This window comes from Streptomyces sp. NPDC005393, from assembly GCF_040606675.1.
In the GTDB taxonomy this organism is placed as follows: Bacteria; Actinomycetota; Actinomycetes; order Streptomycetales; family Streptomycetaceae; genus Streptomyces.
Map to the genome: position 1 here is coordinate 35,238 of NZ_JBEXFG010000013.1, position 13,235 is coordinate 48,472.

The 13,235-nt window shown below is 68.1% G+C and carries 21 protein-coding genes and 1 pseudogene; 3 read left to right on the forward strand and 19 right to left on the reverse strand.

Annotated features, from left to right (window positions below; translation table 11 throughout):
* Positions 1-23 precede the first annotated feature (23 nt).
* The 19 genes from rplR to ABZS71_RS14120 form a co-directional block, all read right to left on the reverse strand.
* Entirely contained in the window at positions 24-407 is a 384-nt protein-coding gene (rplR, locus tag ABZS71_RS14030) for a 50S ribosomal protein L18 (protein ID WP_355843296.1), read from the reverse strand.
* Positions 408-410: 3 nt separating this feature from the next.
* Positions 411-950 carry a 50S ribosomal protein L6 gene (gene rplF / locus ABZS71_RS14035; RefSeq protein ID WP_355843299.1) on the reverse strand — a complete coding sequence of 180 codons (540 nt, stop codon included), beginning with the start codon at positions 948-950 and terminating at the stop codon, positions 411-413.
* A gap of 20 nt (positions 951-970) precedes the next feature.
* On the reverse strand, positions 971-1,369 hold the full coding sequence (gene rpsH / locus ABZS71_RS14040) for a 30S ribosomal protein S8 (protein ID WP_055556099.1): 399 nt from the start codon (positions 1,367-1,369) through the stop codon (positions 971-973).
* 208 nt (positions 1,370-1,577) lie between these two features.
* Positions 1,578-1,763, reverse strand: a complete 186-nt coding sequence (locus tag ABZS71_RS14045; RefSeq protein ID WP_003956452.1) for a type Z 30S ribosomal protein S14 — start codon at positions 1,761-1,763, stop codon at positions 1,578-1,580.
* 3 nt (positions 1,764-1,766) lie between these two features.
* On the reverse strand, positions 1,767-2,327 hold the full coding sequence (gene rplE, locus ABZS71_RS14050; protein ID WP_355843303.1) for a 50S ribosomal protein L5: 561 nt from the start codon (positions 2,325-2,327) through the stop codon (positions 1,767-1,769).
* Entirely contained in the window at positions 2,327-2,650 is a 324-nt protein-coding gene (gene rplX, locus ABZS71_RS14055; protein ID WP_014054173.1) for a 50S ribosomal protein L24, read from the reverse strand. The genes rplE and rplX overlap by 1 nt, the downstream gene beginning before the upstream one ends.
* A gap of 3 nt (positions 2,651-2,653) precedes the next feature.
* The gene (gene rplN, locus ABZS71_RS14060) at positions 2,654-3,022 is read right to left on the reverse strand and encodes a 50S ribosomal protein L14 (RefSeq protein WP_003998823.1); all 369 of its coding nucleotides are present in this window, start codon (positions 3,020-3,022) and stop codon (positions 2,654-2,656) included.
* A 100-nt stretch (positions 3,023-3,122) separates the two neighbouring features.
* Complete coding sequence (gene rpsQ / locus ABZS71_RS14065; RefSeq protein WP_355843308.1) at positions 3,123-3,410, reverse strand: 30S ribosomal protein S17; 288 nt, start codon at positions 3,408-3,410, stop codon at positions 3,123-3,125.
* The gene (gene rpmC, locus ABZS71_RS14070; protein ID WP_355843311.1) at positions 3,410-3,634 is read right to left on the reverse strand and encodes a 50S ribosomal protein L29; all 225 of its coding nucleotides are present in this window, start codon (positions 3,632-3,634) and stop codon (positions 3,410-3,412) included. The genes rpsQ and rpmC overlap by 1 nt, the downstream gene beginning before the upstream one ends.
* Complete coding sequence (gene rplP, locus ABZS71_RS14075) at positions 3,634-4,053, reverse strand: 50S ribosomal protein L16 (RefSeq protein ID WP_014178774.1); 420 nt, start codon at positions 4,051-4,053, stop codon at positions 3,634-3,636. Before rplP ends, rpmC begins: the two co-directional genes overlap by 1 nt.
* 5 nt (positions 4,054-4,058) lie before the next feature.
* The gene (gene rpsC, locus ABZS71_RS14080; protein ID WP_355843317.1) at positions 4,059-4,907 is read right to left on the reverse strand and encodes a 30S ribosomal protein S3; all 849 of its coding nucleotides are present in this window, start codon (positions 4,905-4,907) and stop codon (positions 4,059-4,061) included.
* Entirely contained in the window at positions 4,907-5,254 is a 348-nt protein-coding gene (gene rplV, locus ABZS71_RS14085; protein ID WP_014054168.1) for a 50S ribosomal protein L22, read from the reverse strand. Before rplV ends, rpsC begins: the two co-directional genes overlap by 1 nt.
* Positions 5,255-5,298: 44 nt before the next feature.
* Entirely contained in the window at positions 5,299-5,580 is a 282-nt protein-coding gene (gene rpsS, locus ABZS71_RS14090; RefSeq protein ID WP_030016988.1) for a 30S ribosomal protein S19, read from the reverse strand.
* A 12-nt stretch (positions 5,581-5,592) separates the two neighbouring features.
* On the reverse strand, positions 5,593-6,429 hold the full coding sequence (rplB, locus tag ABZS71_RS14095; protein ID WP_355843322.1) for a 50S ribosomal protein L2: 837 nt from the start codon (positions 6,427-6,429) through the stop codon (positions 5,593-5,595).
* A gap of 47 nt (positions 6,430-6,476) precedes the next feature.
* On the reverse strand, positions 6,477-6,803 hold the full coding sequence (gene rplW / locus ABZS71_RS14100) for a 50S ribosomal protein L23 (RefSeq protein WP_059148972.1): 327 nt from the start codon (positions 6,801-6,803) through the stop codon (positions 6,477-6,479).
* Positions 6,803-7,462, reverse strand: coding sequence for a 50S ribosomal protein L4 (gene rplD, locus ABZS71_RS14105; protein ID WP_355843326.1), 660 nt, complete (start codon positions 7,460-7,462; stop codon positions 6,803-6,805). Before rplD ends, rplW begins: the two co-directional genes overlap by 1 nt.
* A gap of 7 nt (positions 7,463-7,469) precedes the next feature.
* Positions 7,470-8,114, reverse strand: a complete 645-nt coding sequence (gene rplC, locus ABZS71_RS14110; protein ID WP_355843329.1) for a 50S ribosomal protein L3 — start codon at positions 8,112-8,114, stop codon at positions 7,470-7,472.
* Positions 8,115-8,127: 13 nt separating this feature from the next.
* Positions 8,128-8,436, reverse strand: a complete 309-nt coding sequence (gene rpsJ / locus ABZS71_RS14115) for a 30S ribosomal protein S10 (protein ID WP_003948644.1) — start codon at positions 8,434-8,436, stop codon at positions 8,128-8,130.
* A 415-nt stretch (positions 8,437-8,851) separates the two neighbouring features.
* Positions 8,852-9,139: a hypothetical protein gene (locus ABZS71_RS14120; RefSeq protein WP_356209889.1), complete on the reverse strand. Its 288-nt coding sequence runs from the start codon at positions 9,137-9,139 to the stop codon at positions 8,852-8,854.
* Between the two features lie 311 nt (positions 9,140-9,450).
* Here ABZS71_RS14120 and ABZS71_RS14125 point away from each other — a divergent pair.
* The 3 genes and pseudogenes from ABZS71_RS14125 to ABZS71_RS14135 all read left to right on the forward strand — a co-directional run.
* Positions 9,451-9,831 (forward strand): annotated as a pseudogene (locus tag ABZS71_RS14125) (hypothetical protein); the annotation flags it as partial.
* A 140-nt stretch (positions 9,832-9,971) separates the two neighbouring features.
* The gene (locus ABZS71_RS14130) at positions 9,972-10,559 is read left to right on the forward strand and encodes a Uma2 family endonuclease (RefSeq protein WP_356209891.1); all 588 of its coding nucleotides are present in this window, start codon (positions 9,972-9,974) and stop codon (positions 10,557-10,559) included.
* Positions 10,560-11,013: 454 nt separating this feature from the next.
* Entirely contained in the window at positions 11,014-12,960 is a 1,947-nt protein-coding gene (locus ABZS71_RS14135) for a PIG-L family deacetylase (RefSeq protein ID WP_356209892.1), read from the forward strand.
* Positions 12,961-13,235 lie beyond the last annotated feature (275 nt).

Consider the following 13,235-nt stretch of genomic DNA (forward strand, 5'->3'; position numbering starts at 1 on the left):
TCCGCTAGCTCCGGAACCGGGGCTTAGAACTTCAGCCCGGCCTCGCGGGCGGCGTCCGCCAGAGCGGCGATCCGCCCGGCGTACTGGTTACCACCGCGGTCGAACACGACGGCCTCGACACCCGCGGCCTTCGCTCGCTCGGCCACCAGAGCGCCGACCTGCTTGGCCTGCGCGCTCTTGTCGCCCTCATTGCCACGGATGGAGGTGTCCAGGGTCGACGCGGAGGCCAGGGTGTGGCCTGCGATGTCGTCGATGACCTGCGCCACCATGTGACGGTTGGACCGCGTCACGACGAGGCGGGGACGAACCGGCGTACCGGAGATCCGCTTGCGGACGCGGATGTGACGGCGCTTGATGGCGGCGGCCTTGCGGGCGTTGCCCTTAGCGATCTTCACACCGTATGCCATGGCTTACTTACCAGCCTTTCCGACCTTGCGGCGGATGACCTCGCCGGCGTACTTGACGCCCTTGGCCTTGTACGGGTCGGGCTTGCGCAGCTTGCGGATGTTCGCGGCGACCTCGCCGACCTTCTGCTTGTCGATGCCCTCGACGCTCAGCTTGGTCGGGGACTCCACCTTGAAGGTGATGCCCTCCGGTGCCTCGACCACGATCGGGTGGCTGTAGCCCAGGGAGAACTCCAGGTTGGAGCCCTTCGCCTGGACGCGGTAACCGACACCGCTGATCTCGAGCGCCTTGCTGTAGCCCTGGGTCACGCCGGTGATCATGTTCGCCACCAGCGTGCGGGACAGGCCGTGCAGGGCCTTGTTCTGACGCTCGTCGTTCGGGCGGGTGACAACAAGGTTGTTGTCCTCACCCTTGGCGACATCGATCGGCGCGGCGACGGTGTGCGAGAGAGAACCCTTGGGGCCCTTCACAGCGACCGTGCGGCCATCGATGGTGACGTCCACACCAGCGGGAACCTGGATAGGCAGCTTGCCAATGCGCGACATGTGCTTCCTCCGTTCCCTGGTTACCAGACGTAGGCGAGGACTTCCCCACCCACGCCCTTCTTGCCGGCCTGCTTGTCGGTGAGGAGCCCGTGCGACGTGGAGATGATCGCCACGCCCAGGCCGCCGAGCACCTTCGGCAGGTTGGTGGACTTTGCGTAGACCCGCAGGCCCGGCTTCGAGATCCGCTTGATGCCGGCGATCGAGCGCTCGCGGTTGGGCCCGAACTTCAGCTCGAGGGTGAGGTTCTTGCCGACCTCGGCGTCCTCGACCTTCCAGCCGGTGATGTAACCCTCCTGCTGGAGGATCTCCGCGATGTGCGACTTGATCTTGCTGTGGGGCATCACGACGGAGTCGTGGTATGCCGAGTTCGCGTTTCGCAGACGTGTCAGCATGTCTGCGATTGGATCGGTCATGGTCATGATGGCCTTCGGCCTCTCTCGCCGGGGTTTCCTATCTGCGCCATCCCTCTCACCCACTCACGGTGGGCACGGGTGCGGCGCGGGGACCTACGGCGTAGTAAGGATTCTGGGCGGCGAGCACCCAACCCTTCCACTCTACGGGAGTGAGAGGGCGGGGCCCGCCATCCATTTGCTTACCGAGAGCCCGGTACCAGCCCGTATGGGCTGATTACCAGGAGCTCTTGGTCACGCCCGGCAGCTCGCCACGGTGAGCCATCTCACGAAGGCACACGCGGCACAGGCCGAACTTGCGGTAGACGGAGTGCGGACGTCCGCAGCGCTGGCAACGGGTGTACGCGCGCACGCCGAACTTGGGCTTGCGGGCGGCCTTGGCAATAAGAGCCTTCTTCGCCACGGCTCACGCCTCCTTGAACGGGAAGCCGAGGTGACGCAGCAGGGCCCGGCCCTCTTCGTCATTGGTCGCCGTGGTGACCACGGTGATGTCCATACCCCGGACGCGGTCGATCTTGTCCTGGTCGATCTCGTGGAACATGACCTGCTCCGTGAGACCGAAGGTGTAGTTGCCCCGGCCGTCGAACTGCTTCGGGGACAGACCGCGGAAGTCGCGGATGCGCGGAAGCGCGAGCGACACCAGACGGTCCAGGAACTCCCACATGCGGTCACCGCGGAGGGTGACGTGGGCACCGATCGGCTGGCCCTCACGCAGCTTGAACTGCGCGATGGACTTACGGGCCTTGGTGACGGCCGGCTTCTGACCGGTGATCGTGGCGAGGTCGCGGATGGCGCCCTCGATCAGCTTGGAATCGCGGGCGGCATCGCCCACGCCCATGTTGACCACGACCTTGGTCAGACCCGGGATCTGCATGACGTTCTCGAAGGAGAACTGCTCCTGCAGCTTGCCCTGGATCTCTTCGCGGTAGCGCGTCTTGAGACGCGGTGCACTGGTGGTGGCAGTCATCAGATGTCCTCACCGGTCCGCTTGGCAACGCGGATCTTGTTGCCCTCGTCGTCGAACCGGTATCCGACGCGGGTGACCACCTTGTTGCCGTCCTTCTCCACCACGAGCTGAACATTGCTCACGTGGATCGGGGCCTCGGTCGTCACGATGCCGCCGGTCTTCGACCCACGAGCGGTCTGTCCGGCCTTCGTGTGCTTCTTGACCCGGTTGACACCCTCGACCAGGACGCGGTCCTCGCGGGGAAAGGCCGCGATGACCTTGCCCTGCTTGCCCTTGTCCTTACCGGTGATGACCTGGACCAGGTCGCCCTTCTTGATCTTCATCGGTTACAGCACCTCCGGCGCGAGCGAGATGATCTTCATGAACTTCTTCTCGCGCAGCTCACGGCCCACCGGGCCGAAGATACGGGTGCCGCGGGGGTCGCCATCGTTCTTGAGGATGACGGCCGCGTTCTCGTCGAAGCGGATGTACGAACCGTCCGGGCGGCGGCGCTCCTTGACGGTGCGCACGATGACCGCCTTGACGACGTCACCCTTCTTCACGTTGCCACCGGGGATCGCATCCTTGACGGTGGCGACGATGACGTCACCAATGCCCGCGTAGCGGCGACCGGAGCCACCGAGAACACGGATGCAAAGGATCTCCTTCGCGCCCGTGTTGTCGGCGACGCGCAGTCGCGACTCCTGCTGGATCACGTCTATCTCCTGATCGTCTGCCGGTTCCCGGCAGGGGCTTGAGACATCAAGCCCCTGCCGAGCCTGGCGGAACTGTCCTGCGTGCTGCTGCCCGCAGGAATTACTTGGCCTTCTCGAGGATCTCGACGACGCGCCAGCGCTTGGTCGCGGACAGCGGCCGGGTCTCCATCAGGAGGACACGGTCGCCGATACCCGCGGCGTTCTGCTCGTCGTGCGCCTTGAGCTTGTTGGTACGGCGGATGACCTTGCCGTACAGCGCGTGCTTCACGCGGTCCTCGACGGCGACGACGACGGTCTTGTCCATCTTGTCGCTGACGACCAGACCCTCACGGGTCTTGCGGAAGCCGCGGTTCTGCGTTGCGTTCTCAGTCACATTCGTCTCGCTCATCAGGCGCTCTCCACCGTCTCGATGCCGAGCTCGCGCTCCCGCATCAGGGTGTAGATCCGGGCGATGTCCTTGCGGACGGCCTTCAGCCGGCCGTGGTTCTCGAGCTGTCCGGTCGCCGCCTGGAAGCGGAGGTTGAACAGCTCTTCCTTGGCCTCACGCAGCTTGCCAACGAGGTCCTCGTTGTTCAGCTCACGCAGCTCGGACGCCTTGGTACCGGCCTCCATCACGACTCACCTGCCTCGCGCCGCACGATCCGGCACTTCATCGGGAGCTTGTGAGCAGCGCGGGTGAGCGCCTCACGCGCAGTCTTCTCGTTCGGGTAGGACAGCTCGAACATCACCCGACCGGGCTTGACGTTCGCGATCCACCACTCCGGCGAACCCTTACCGGAACCCATGCGGGTCTCGGCAGGCTTCTTCGTCAGCGGACGGTCCGGGTAGATGTTGATCCAGACCTTGCCGCCACGCTTGATGTGGCGGGTCATCGCGATACGAGCGGCCTCGATCTGACGGTTCGTGACGTACGCCGGAGTCACGGCCTGGATGCCGTACTCGCCGAACGCCAGCTCCGTGCCGCCCTTGGCCATGCCGGACCGCTTCGGGTGGTGCTGCTTGCGGTGCTTGACCCTGCGAGGGATCAGCATGTCGGTCAGGCCTCCGTTCCGGTGCTCTCAGCAGCCGGAGCAGCGGCAGCGGCCTCGGCCTTGGGGGCCTCGGCAGCAGTGCCATTGCCCTGGGCGGGCTGCTGCTGCGGCTTACGACCGCGGCCACCGCGCTCGCCACCACGGCGCTGCGGGCGGTCGCTGCCACCGCCACCGCGCGACGGGCGGTTGCCGGCGCGGGCGGCGGCGTTCTCGGCGCGGACCTCGGCGATGTTCTTGACGTCGCCCTTGTAGATCCACACCTTCACGCCAATGCGGCCGAAGGTGGTCTTGGCCTCGAAGAAGCCGTAGTCGACGTTCGCGCGGAGCGTGTGCAGGGGCACGCGGCCCTCGCGGTAGAACTCCGAGCGCGACATCTCGGCGCCGCCGAGACGGCCACCACACTGGATCTTGATGCCCTTGGCACCGGCCTTCATCGAGCTCTGCATCGACTTGCGCATCGCACGACGGAAGGAGACGCGGGAGGAGAGCTGCTCGGCGACGGCCTGGGCCACCAGCTGAGCGTCCACCTCGGGGTTCTTCACCTCGAGGATGTTCAGCTGCACCTGCTTGCCGGTCAGCTTCTCCAGCTCGCCACGGATACGGTCGGCCTCCGCGCCGCGGCGGCCGATGACGATGCCCGGCCGGGCGGTGTGGATGTCGACGCGGACGCGGTCACGGGTGCGCTCGATCTCCACCTTGGAGATACCGGCGCGCTCCATGCCCTTCGTCATCATCCGGCGGATGGCGACGTCTTCCTTGACGTAGTCCTTGTACAGCTTGTCGGCGTACCAGCGGGACTTGAAGTCCGTGGTGATGCCGAGCCGGAACCCGTGCGGGTTAACCTTCTGGCCCATTACCGGGTTCCTTCCTTGCTGCTGACGACCACGGTGATGTGGCTGGTCCGCTTGCGGATCCGGTAGGCGCGGCCCTGGGCACGCGGACGGAACCGCTTCAGAGTCGGGCCCTCGTCGACGTAGGCCTCGGAGATGACGAGGCTGTCGGCGTCGGTGTGGTCGTAGTTGTGCGCGGCGTTGGCAATGGCGCTGTCAAGCACCTTGCCGACCGGCACGCTCGCGGCCTGCGGGGCGAAACGCAGGACCGCCTGAGCCTCCGTGGCGCTCATGCCACGGATGAGGTCCACCACGCGGCGGGCCTTCATGGGCGTGACGCGGATGTACCGCGCCTGGGCCCTGGCTTCCATGGTTGTCCCTTCGGTGTCAGTCATAGTCTTCGCAACTCCGCCGATCAGCGACGACGCGACTTGCGGTCGTCCTTCTCGTGGCCGCGGAAGGTGCGGGTCGGCGCGAACTCGCCGAGCTTGTGGCCGACCATCGACTCGGTGACGAACACCGGGACGTGCTTGCGGCCGTCGTGCACCGCGATCGTGTGGCCGAGCATGGCCGGGACGATCATCGAGCGGCGGGACCAGGTCTTGATGACGTTCTTGGTGCCGGCTTCGTTCTGCGTGTCCACCTTCTTGCTCAGGTGGTCGTCGACGAAGGGCCCCTTCTTGAGACTACGCGGCATCTAAACCCGCTCCTAGCGCTTCTTGTTCGTCTTGCGGCGGCGGACGATGTACTTGTTGCTGGCCTTCTTCGGCGAGCGCGTACGGCCCTCCTTCTGACCCCAGGGCGAGACCGGGTGGCGACCACCGGAGGTCTTGCCCTCACCACCACCGTGCGGGTGGTCGACGGGGTTCATGACCACACCACGAACGGTCGGGCGGACGCCCTTCCAGCGCATGCGGCCGGCCTTGCCCCAGTTGATGTTCGACTGCTCGGCGTTGCCGACCTCGCCGACGGTGGCGCGGCAGCGCACGTCGACCAGGCGGATCTCACCGGACGGCATACGAAGGTGGGCCATGGAGCCCTCCTTCGCCAGCAGCTGCACGGAGGCACCCGCGGAGCGGGCGAACTTCGCGCCGCCGCCGGGCCGCAGCTCAATGGCGTGGATCGTGGTACCAACCGGGATGTTGCGCAGCGACAGGTTGTTACCGGGCTTGATGTCGGCCCCGGGGCCGTTCTCAATCCGGTCACCCTGCGACAGGCCGCGCGGCGCGATGATGTAGCGCTTCTCGCCGTCGGCGTAGTGCAGCAGCGCGATGCGCGCGGTGCGGTTGGGGTCGTATTCGATGTGCGCGACCTTCGCCGGGACGCCGTCCTTGTCGTGACGGCGGAAGTCGATCACGCGGTACGCACGCTTGTGACCGCCACCCTGGTGGCGGACCGTGATGCGGCCGGCGTTGTTACGACCACCCTTGCTGTGCAGCGGGCGGACCAGCGACTTCTCCGGCGTGTCCCGCGTGATCTCGACGAAGTCGGCGACGCTGGAGCCACGACGGCCCGGGGTCGTCGGCTTGTACTTGCGGATACCCATTTCTCAGTCCTCGGAAGATTCCGGACTTCTGGACGCTCCGATCTCCGTTAGGAGACCGGACCGCCGAAGATGTCGATACGGTCGCCCTCGGCGAGGGTCACGATGGCGCGCTTGGTGTCCTTGCGCTTGCCGTAGCCGGTCTTGGTCCGCTTGCGCTTACCCTGCCGGTTGATCGTGTTTACCCCGGTGACCTTGACCGAGAAGACCGCCTCGACGGCCTGCTTGATCTGGGTCTTGTTCGCGCGCGGGTCGACGATGAACGTGTACTTGTTCTCGTCCAGCAGCGCGTAGCTCTTCTCCGAGACCACCGGCTTGACGAGAACGTCGCGGGGGTCCGTGAAGGTCTTGCTGGTGACAGCGGTCGCCTCACTCATCAGGCGGCGCTCCCTTCGGTCTCAGCGGCCTGTCGATTGGCAGTACCAGCCACGAAGGACTCGAAGGCGGCCTTGGTGAAGACCACGTCATCGGAGACGAGCACGTCGTACGTGTTCAGCTGGCCCGGCTCCAGGATGTGCACCTGGGGCAGGTTGCGGGCGGACAGCCACGCGGCCTCGTCGCTCCGCTCGGCGATCAGGAGCACGTTCTTGCGCTCGCTGATCTTGCCCAGCAGGCTCTTCGCGGCCTTGGTGGAGATCTCGCCCTCGACCACGCCGGTCACGACGTGAATCCGCTCATGGCGCGCCCGGTCGGAGAGGGCACCGCGCAGGGCGGCGGCCTTCATCTTCTTCGGGGTGCGCTGCGAGTAGTCGCGCGGCACGGGGCCGTGCACGACGCCACCGCCGGCGAACTGCGGCGCGCGGGTCGAGCCCTGGCGGGCGCGGCCGGTGCCCTTCTGGCGGTACGGCTTCTTGCCGCCGCCTCGGACCTCGCCGCGGGTCTTGGTCTTGTGCGTGCCCTGGCGGGCAGCGGCCAGCTGGGCGACGACGACCTGGTGGATCAGCGGAATGCTGACCTGCGCGTCGAAGATCTCCGAGGGGAGCTCGACGGTCCCGGCCTCATCGCCTACCGGCGAAAGGATGTTAATGGTGCTCATCGTTACCTCAGGCCCCCTTGGCCGCGGTACGGACCAGGACGAGGCCGCCGTTCGGACCAGGAACCGCTCCCTTGATCAGGAGCAGGCCCTTCTCCGCGTCAACGGCGTGGACGGTCAGGTTCTGGGTGGTGACCCGCTCGTTGCCCATGCGGCCGGCCATGCGCAGGCCCTTGAACACGCGGCCCGGGGTGGCGCAGCCACCGATGGAGCCAGGCGAGCGGTGCTTGCGCTGGGTGCCGTGTCCGGCGCCGAGGCCCTTGAAGCCATGGCGCTTCATGACACCGGCGGTGCCCTTGCCCTTGCTGGTGCCGGTCACATCGACCTTCACACCGGAGTCGAACACCTCGGCGGTGACCTCCTGGCCGAGCGTGTACTCGCTGCTGTCAGCGGTACGCAGCTCCACCAGGTGGCGGCGCGGGGTGACGTCGGCCTTGGCGAAGTGGCCCTTGAGGGGCTTGTTCACCTTGCGCGGGTCGATCTCGCCGAAGGCGATCTGGACGGCGTTGTAGCCGTCCGCGTCAGCGGTGCGGACCTGGGTCACGACGCACGGACCGGCCTTGACGACGGTGACCGGGACGACGCGGTTGTTCTCGTCCCACACCTGCGTCATACCGAGCTTCTCGCCCAGGACGCCCTTGATCTGCTTAGCCATCTCGCGCGTCACCTCAGAGCTTGATCTCGATGTCGACGCCCGCCGGCAGGTCGAGACGCATGAGCGAGTCGACGGTCTTCGGCGTGGGGTCGAGGATGTCGATGAGGCGCTTGTGCGTACGCATCTCGAAGTGCTCGCGCGAGTCCTTGTACTTGTGCGGCGACTTGATGACGCAGTACACGTTCTTCTCTGTGGGCAGCGGCACCGGGCCCGCGACCGACGCACCAGTGCGGGTCACCGTCTCGACGATCTTCTTCGCCGAGGAGTCGATGACCTCGTGGTCGTAGGCCTTGAGCCGGATGCGGATCTTCTGTCCCGCCATGGCTACTTCGTAGTCCTGTCTCTCGTAACGCTCTGGGACCCGGTGGCGTTCGCGGCCCTCCCCGTTCACGCCCGACCCACGCGGTCGGGCGTGTCGCGCCCCTTCTTGTAAATCTCCACACGAGAGATCCCTGAGGAGGGGGCTGTGGGGGAAGGTCACCCACCGGGTGCCTGGCTGGAACCCCGCTGACACTTCCCGGAAGATTCCCGTACTTCCGCCCCTGATCAGGGGCGACGAGTACTGCGGGACTCGCTTCCAGTCCTCCCGGCGGGAGGCGCGCAGCATTGGCACTCAACCGAGCAACCTGGCCAGTGTGCCATACCGGGCACTGAGGTCGCGAATCGGGCCGGAGACAATACCCCGACCTCGCCACCCCCAACCTCCGGTCCCCCCCAGAGGTGCCCGAAGGTGGCCGCTAGGCCCCGACCACGTCCCGCTCCCGCGCTCCGTCGGTGTGGGCCTTGGTCTGGATCAACGAGCCCTCTTCCTGTTCATAATGCGACAGCGCGAGGCCGAGGCACATAAAGGTCGGCGCCCATTCCCCGATGAAGATCCCCCACCGGTCGGCCCGGTCCAGCCCCGCCCCGGGCTCGGCCCTGAGCGAGGCGGTCCAGGTGATGATGGACAGGCCGATGGACACGATGCCGGCGGTGTAGGCGTGCTCGCTGCGCAGTCCCATGTCGTGGAGCTTCTTGATGGCCACGGCGATACTCCTCTCGCCCCCCTATGGACGTTGAGCCCGCCTCGTGTCCCCCTTCTGCAGTGAATGACACAGTTCGGGGAGCCGGCGCGTCCGGCGGCGACGGTGAGGCTCCCCCGACCTTCTCTCTCCGGCCCCCGTGGGTGCGTATCACCCCTTCGGCCCTGAGCTTTCCGGACGGCGTGACAGCGCGGCACATTGCGGCCGCCAAGAGTTACCACCCGGGCGGCGTGGGCATGACCAGCGTGACCGAACAAGCCGACGAGGCCGACTCGACCGAGGACAGCTCCGCTTCGCCCACCACGGAGGACGCCCGTGCCGCCGCCGCCCTCCTGGCAGACCTGCGCCGCGACGACGACCGCTTACTTCTGCCCGAGCGGGACGTACGCCGCCTCGCCCCCGCCGTAGCGACCTGGCTGGAGCGCGGTGCGGCACCCGACGCCGTACGCCGCACCCTGAGCGCGGACCTCCCGCCGGACCTGCGCCACCCGTCCGGCCTGCTCGCCCACCGCCTCAGCGCGCTGCTGCCACCGCCCCTTCCGGCCGCTTCACCCGCCTCCCCCGCCAGGGCAAAGCCACGCCCCGCCCCCCTCCAGAACTGCGACGGCTGCGACCGCGCCTTCCGCGCCCCGGAACCGGGCGTCTGCCGCGACTGCCGAGAGCCTGAGGAGGCTCTCACGCAGACCGCTGCCTGAGCAGGGGCTGACTGGCGCCGTCGAGCCAGGGCCGGAGCCGCCCGGCTCGTTAGCATGGCCCTGAGGCCTTCGAACTGCCCGGCGGGCCGCCGGGCAGTTCGAAGCCCGGCGGGCCGCCGGCAGAGAGAGGAGCGAGGTCCATGACGATCGCCCCGGATCACGCCGACCGTGACGCCCTCCGGTATCAGTCGATGCGGGACATCGTCGAGCAGATACAGGAGAGCGTTCCCGGAAAGCTGGAGATCACGAAGGAAGGGATCGTTCACGACATGATGTCGCCGGGGGGGCCGCATGAGCTGACAGCGGCGCGCATCAGCCGCCGGCTGGAGAAGGTCATGCCGGACGGTCTGCTGGCCCACACCGGCACACCAGACGTGGAGGACCCGCGCACCGGCGTGCTGCGCCACCCGGACGTGATCGTGATCGCTGAAGCGGACATGGACGTCGAAGGGGCCCTTGACCCGCGTACGCTCATGGCCGCCATCGAGGTGGTGTCCCGGTCCAATCCGGACAACGACTGGGTGGGAAAGACGCGGGATTACCCACAGCTCGGCATTCCTGTGTATGTGATCTCCGACCCCCGTACGGGAGAGGGTGCCGTCCTGTCCGACATCCACCCGACCCCTCACGGTCCCCGGTACGCGACCCGGAAGGACTTCGTCTACGGGGAGGACATCACGATCGGCGAGTGGACCATCTCAACGAAGAACCTGCCGCGCTATACGTAGCAGCATCGGCTTTACCTCTGTGCGTTTCAGTCGACAACCGGCCGGACGGTCAACCCGACGATCCGCTCCATGCGAGCTGTGGCACCCCGCGCCATCAGGTCCCCGCGCAGCTGGGCGCGCCCATCGCCAACCGCGCCCGGCTGAGCGGCGATGTGTCCGAGCTGTGACCGACACCTCCCGGCCATCGGACAACCTCTGAAGATCACTAACCGTCCCCTATCACGTGAGAGCAGCCGGAGACAACGCGCGCTGCCGAAGTGACGGGGTCACCAAGTTGAACAGTCGATGGACACTGCCTGGTACGACGCGCAGGCAGACACTGGCCGCGCTGGCCGCCCTGACCGCTGGTACGGCGGCCGGGTGCAGTGGGGGGCGGGCTCGGGTGGCGGGGCCGGATTCCGGGGGGTCGGCGGAGGCGACCGCGCCGGGGGCGGCGGAGCCGTTCACGTCGGCGGTGGGGAACAAGGAAGCGCTGCTGCTTCAGGTGATGGCGCATCCGGATGACGATCTGTACTTCATGAACCCGGACGCCGAGCATGTGCTGCGCTCCGGGGTCCCGGTGGTCAGCGTGTATGTCACGGCGGGCGAGGCGCGGGGGATCAACCATGTGACCGGGACGCCGATACCGCCGGCGGACAAGGCGGCGTACTCGGCCTCCCGCCATCAGGGACTGCGGCAGGCATACGCGCAGATGCTGGGGCTGAACCAGTTCGCGCCGTGGCAGCGGTCGGTGCTGCGGCTGCCCGGTGGGGTCACGGCGGAGACCAATGTGCTGACCAACGGGGCGCGCCGGGTCCGGCTGGTGTTCCTCAACATCGCGATGCTGTCGGAGGGCGGGGTACGGATCCCGGCGCTGTGGGACATCCCGGGCACCGTGATGCGTACCCTGCTGGCCGCCGACTCGCCGGTGGAGCACACAAGCTCGTACGGCCATCAGACGCTGCTCGATGTGCTGGCCGAGATCATGGACCGCTACCGGCCCACGCTGATCCATACGCTCGACCCGGACCCCGACTTCCAGGTGCACAACGCGCTGTATCCGAAGGACAACGACCAGCCGGGCTGTTCGGACCACCGGGACCACACCCCGGTCGCGCTGTTCACCTGGAAGGCGATCCGGCAGTGGGTCGCGGAGGCGACGCGGCGGGACAAGCACGCACCGCGCTTCACCACCACGTCGTTCCGCGGCTACTACAACCAGCGCTGGCCGCACAATCTGCCGCCGGCGGTGCTGGCGCAGAAGGCGCGGGTGATCAAGTCGTACGGCGGTTCGCCGCAGTGGGAGTGCGGCAATACGGCGGGGTGCGGCGACTACAGCCAGGGCGGCCTGCGCCCGCTGACGAACCGGAAGGGCTGGATCCGCTCGACCCACTACCGCTACCCCAACCCCCTCCCCGCCCCCACCACCGACCGCGAGGGCCGGGTGGTCGCGTACGGCGTACTGGGCACCCAGGCCGTGCGATGGCGCGAAACCACGCCCGGCGGCGGGCGCTTCGGCGCGCCGCTGGGGCTGGGCGGCGGGCCGCTGGCGCCGGCGCTGTGCGCGGTGCGGGACAGCGCGGGGCGGCAGGTGCTGATCGCGCTGCGGTTCGCGGCGCTGGAGGGGCAGGGCGGGGCCAACCTCCGGGAGATCGTGGTGCTGGAACAGCGCCGCGCCGACGGGCCGTTCCGCGCCTGGACCGGGCTCGGCACCCCTGAGACCACCCCCGAGCACGGGCGCCGGGTCGGCTGCCCGGCGGCGGTCGCGACCCCGGACGGGCGGGTCCACCTCTTCGTACGGACCGCGGACAAGGGGCTGGCCACCCGGGTACGGGACGCCACGGGCCGGTGGGCTCCCTGGCAGCGGCTCGGCGGCGCCGAGATCCAGGACGGGCTGACCGCGCTGCTCGACCGCGAGGGGCGGGTGCATGTCGTGGCCGCGGGCCGCGACACCGTCCACCACTGGGCGCAGGAGCGCGCGGGCGGCCCCGTGACGCTACGGCCGCCGACCGGACTGCCGCGCCCCGGCGGCGATCCGGTGGGCGCCGCGGTGGCCCCCGACGGCTCGCTCGCGCTGGTCTACCGCACCCCCTCCGCCACCGTGCCCGCGGTTCACGGGGCGGCGGGCGCCACGGTGCCGCACTTCGAGGGCTACGGGGCGATCGCCGCGCACACCGCGGCCGAGCCGGGCGCCGGGCCCAAGGCCAGAACGCTGCTGCTGCTCGGCAGGGACCTCGACGGGGAGGTCCAGATCCAGTACGGCACGGGCGCGGACAAACGGCCGCTGCGCGCCCCCGGCCATCTGACCCCGGTGGGCACCCCCGCGCTGCTGCCGGACGGCCACCACGGCGCCTGCGTGGTCGGCATCGCGCCGGACGCCGCCCCCTGGATCTGGCGCCCGCGGCCCACGTCCCGGGCCTGACGCGTGCCCCTTTTCGGGGCTCGGTTCGCCTCCGGGGCGCTTCAGCCACTGTCGACGGTCGACCGTGCTCGACCCCCCTTTTTCAGGGCTCGGTTCGCCTCCGGGGCACCTCAGCCACTGTCGACAGTCGACCGTGCTCGACCCCCGTTTTTTTCAGGCAAGTAACCCCCGCGACCGCTGTCGCGATCTTGCCATTGGTCATCAACTCTCACATCTCCGTGCCCTCGGACCCGCCGGGCGACCGACGGGAATCTCCGGCGGCCGAGTACCCATCG

Bases quoted from the DNA above. Each gene is read 5' to 3' on its own strand.
- rplR (WP_355843296.1), bottom strand. From the start codon at position 407: ATGGCATACGGTGTGAAGATCGCTAAGGGCAACGCCCGCAAGGCCGCC.
- rplF (WP_355843299.1), bottom strand. From the start codon at position 950: ATGTCGCGCATTGGCAAGCTGCCTATCCAGGTTCCCGCTGGTGTGGAC.
- rpsH (WP_055556099.1), bottom strand. From the start codon at position 1,369: ATGACCATGACCGATCCAATCGCAGACATGCTGACACGTCTGCGAAAC.
- rplE (WP_355843303.1), bottom strand. From the start codon at position 2,327: ATGACTGCCACCACCAGTGCACCGCGTCTCAAGACGCGCTACCGCGAA.
- rplX (WP_014054173.1), bottom strand. From the start codon at position 2,650: ATGAAGATCAAGAAGGGCGACCTGGTCCAGGTCATCACCGGTAAGGAC.
- rpsQ (WP_355843308.1), bottom strand. From the start codon at position 3,410: ATGAGCGAGACGAATGTGACTGAGAACGCAACGCAGAACCGCGGCTTC.
- rpmC (WP_355843311.1), bottom strand. From the start codon at position 3,634: ATGGAGGCCGGTACCAAGGCGTCCGAGCTGCGTGAGCTGAACAACGAG.
- rplP (WP_014178774.1), bottom strand. From the start codon at position 4,053: ATGCTGATCCCTCGCAGGGTCAAGCACCGCAAGCAGCACCACCCGAAG.
- rpsC (WP_355843317.1), bottom strand. From the start codon at position 4,907: ATGGGCCAGAAGGTTAACCCGCACGGGTTCCGGCTCGGCATCACCACG.
- rplV (WP_014054168.1), bottom strand. From the start codon at position 5,254: ATGGAAGCCAGGGCCCAGGCGCGGTACATCCGCGTCACGCCCATGAAG.
- rpsS (WP_030016988.1), bottom strand. From the start codon at position 5,580: ATGCCGCGTAGTCTCAAGAAGGGGCCCTTCGTCGACGACCACCTGAGC.
- rplB (WP_355843322.1), bottom strand. From the start codon at position 6,429: ATGGGTATCCGCAAGTACAAGCCGACGACCCCGGGCCGTCGTGGCTCC.
- rplW (WP_059148972.1), bottom strand. From the start codon at position 6,803: ATGAGTGAGGCGACCGCTGTCACCAGCAAGACCTTCACGGACCCCCGC.
- rplD (WP_355843326.1), bottom strand. From the start codon at position 7,462: ATGAGCACCATTAACATCCTTTCGCCGGTAGGCGATGAGGCCGGGACC.
- rplC (WP_355843329.1), bottom strand. From the start codon at position 8,114: ATGGCTAAGCAGATCAAGGGCGTCCTGGGCGAGAAGCTCGGTATGACG.
- rpsJ (WP_003948644.1), bottom strand. From the start codon at position 8,436: ATGGCGGGACAGAAGATCCGCATCCGGCTCAAGGCCTACGACCACGAG.
- ABZS71_RS14130 (WP_356209891.1), top strand. From the start codon at position 9,972: ATGACGATCGCCCCGGATCACGCCGACCGTGACGCCCTCCGGTATCAG.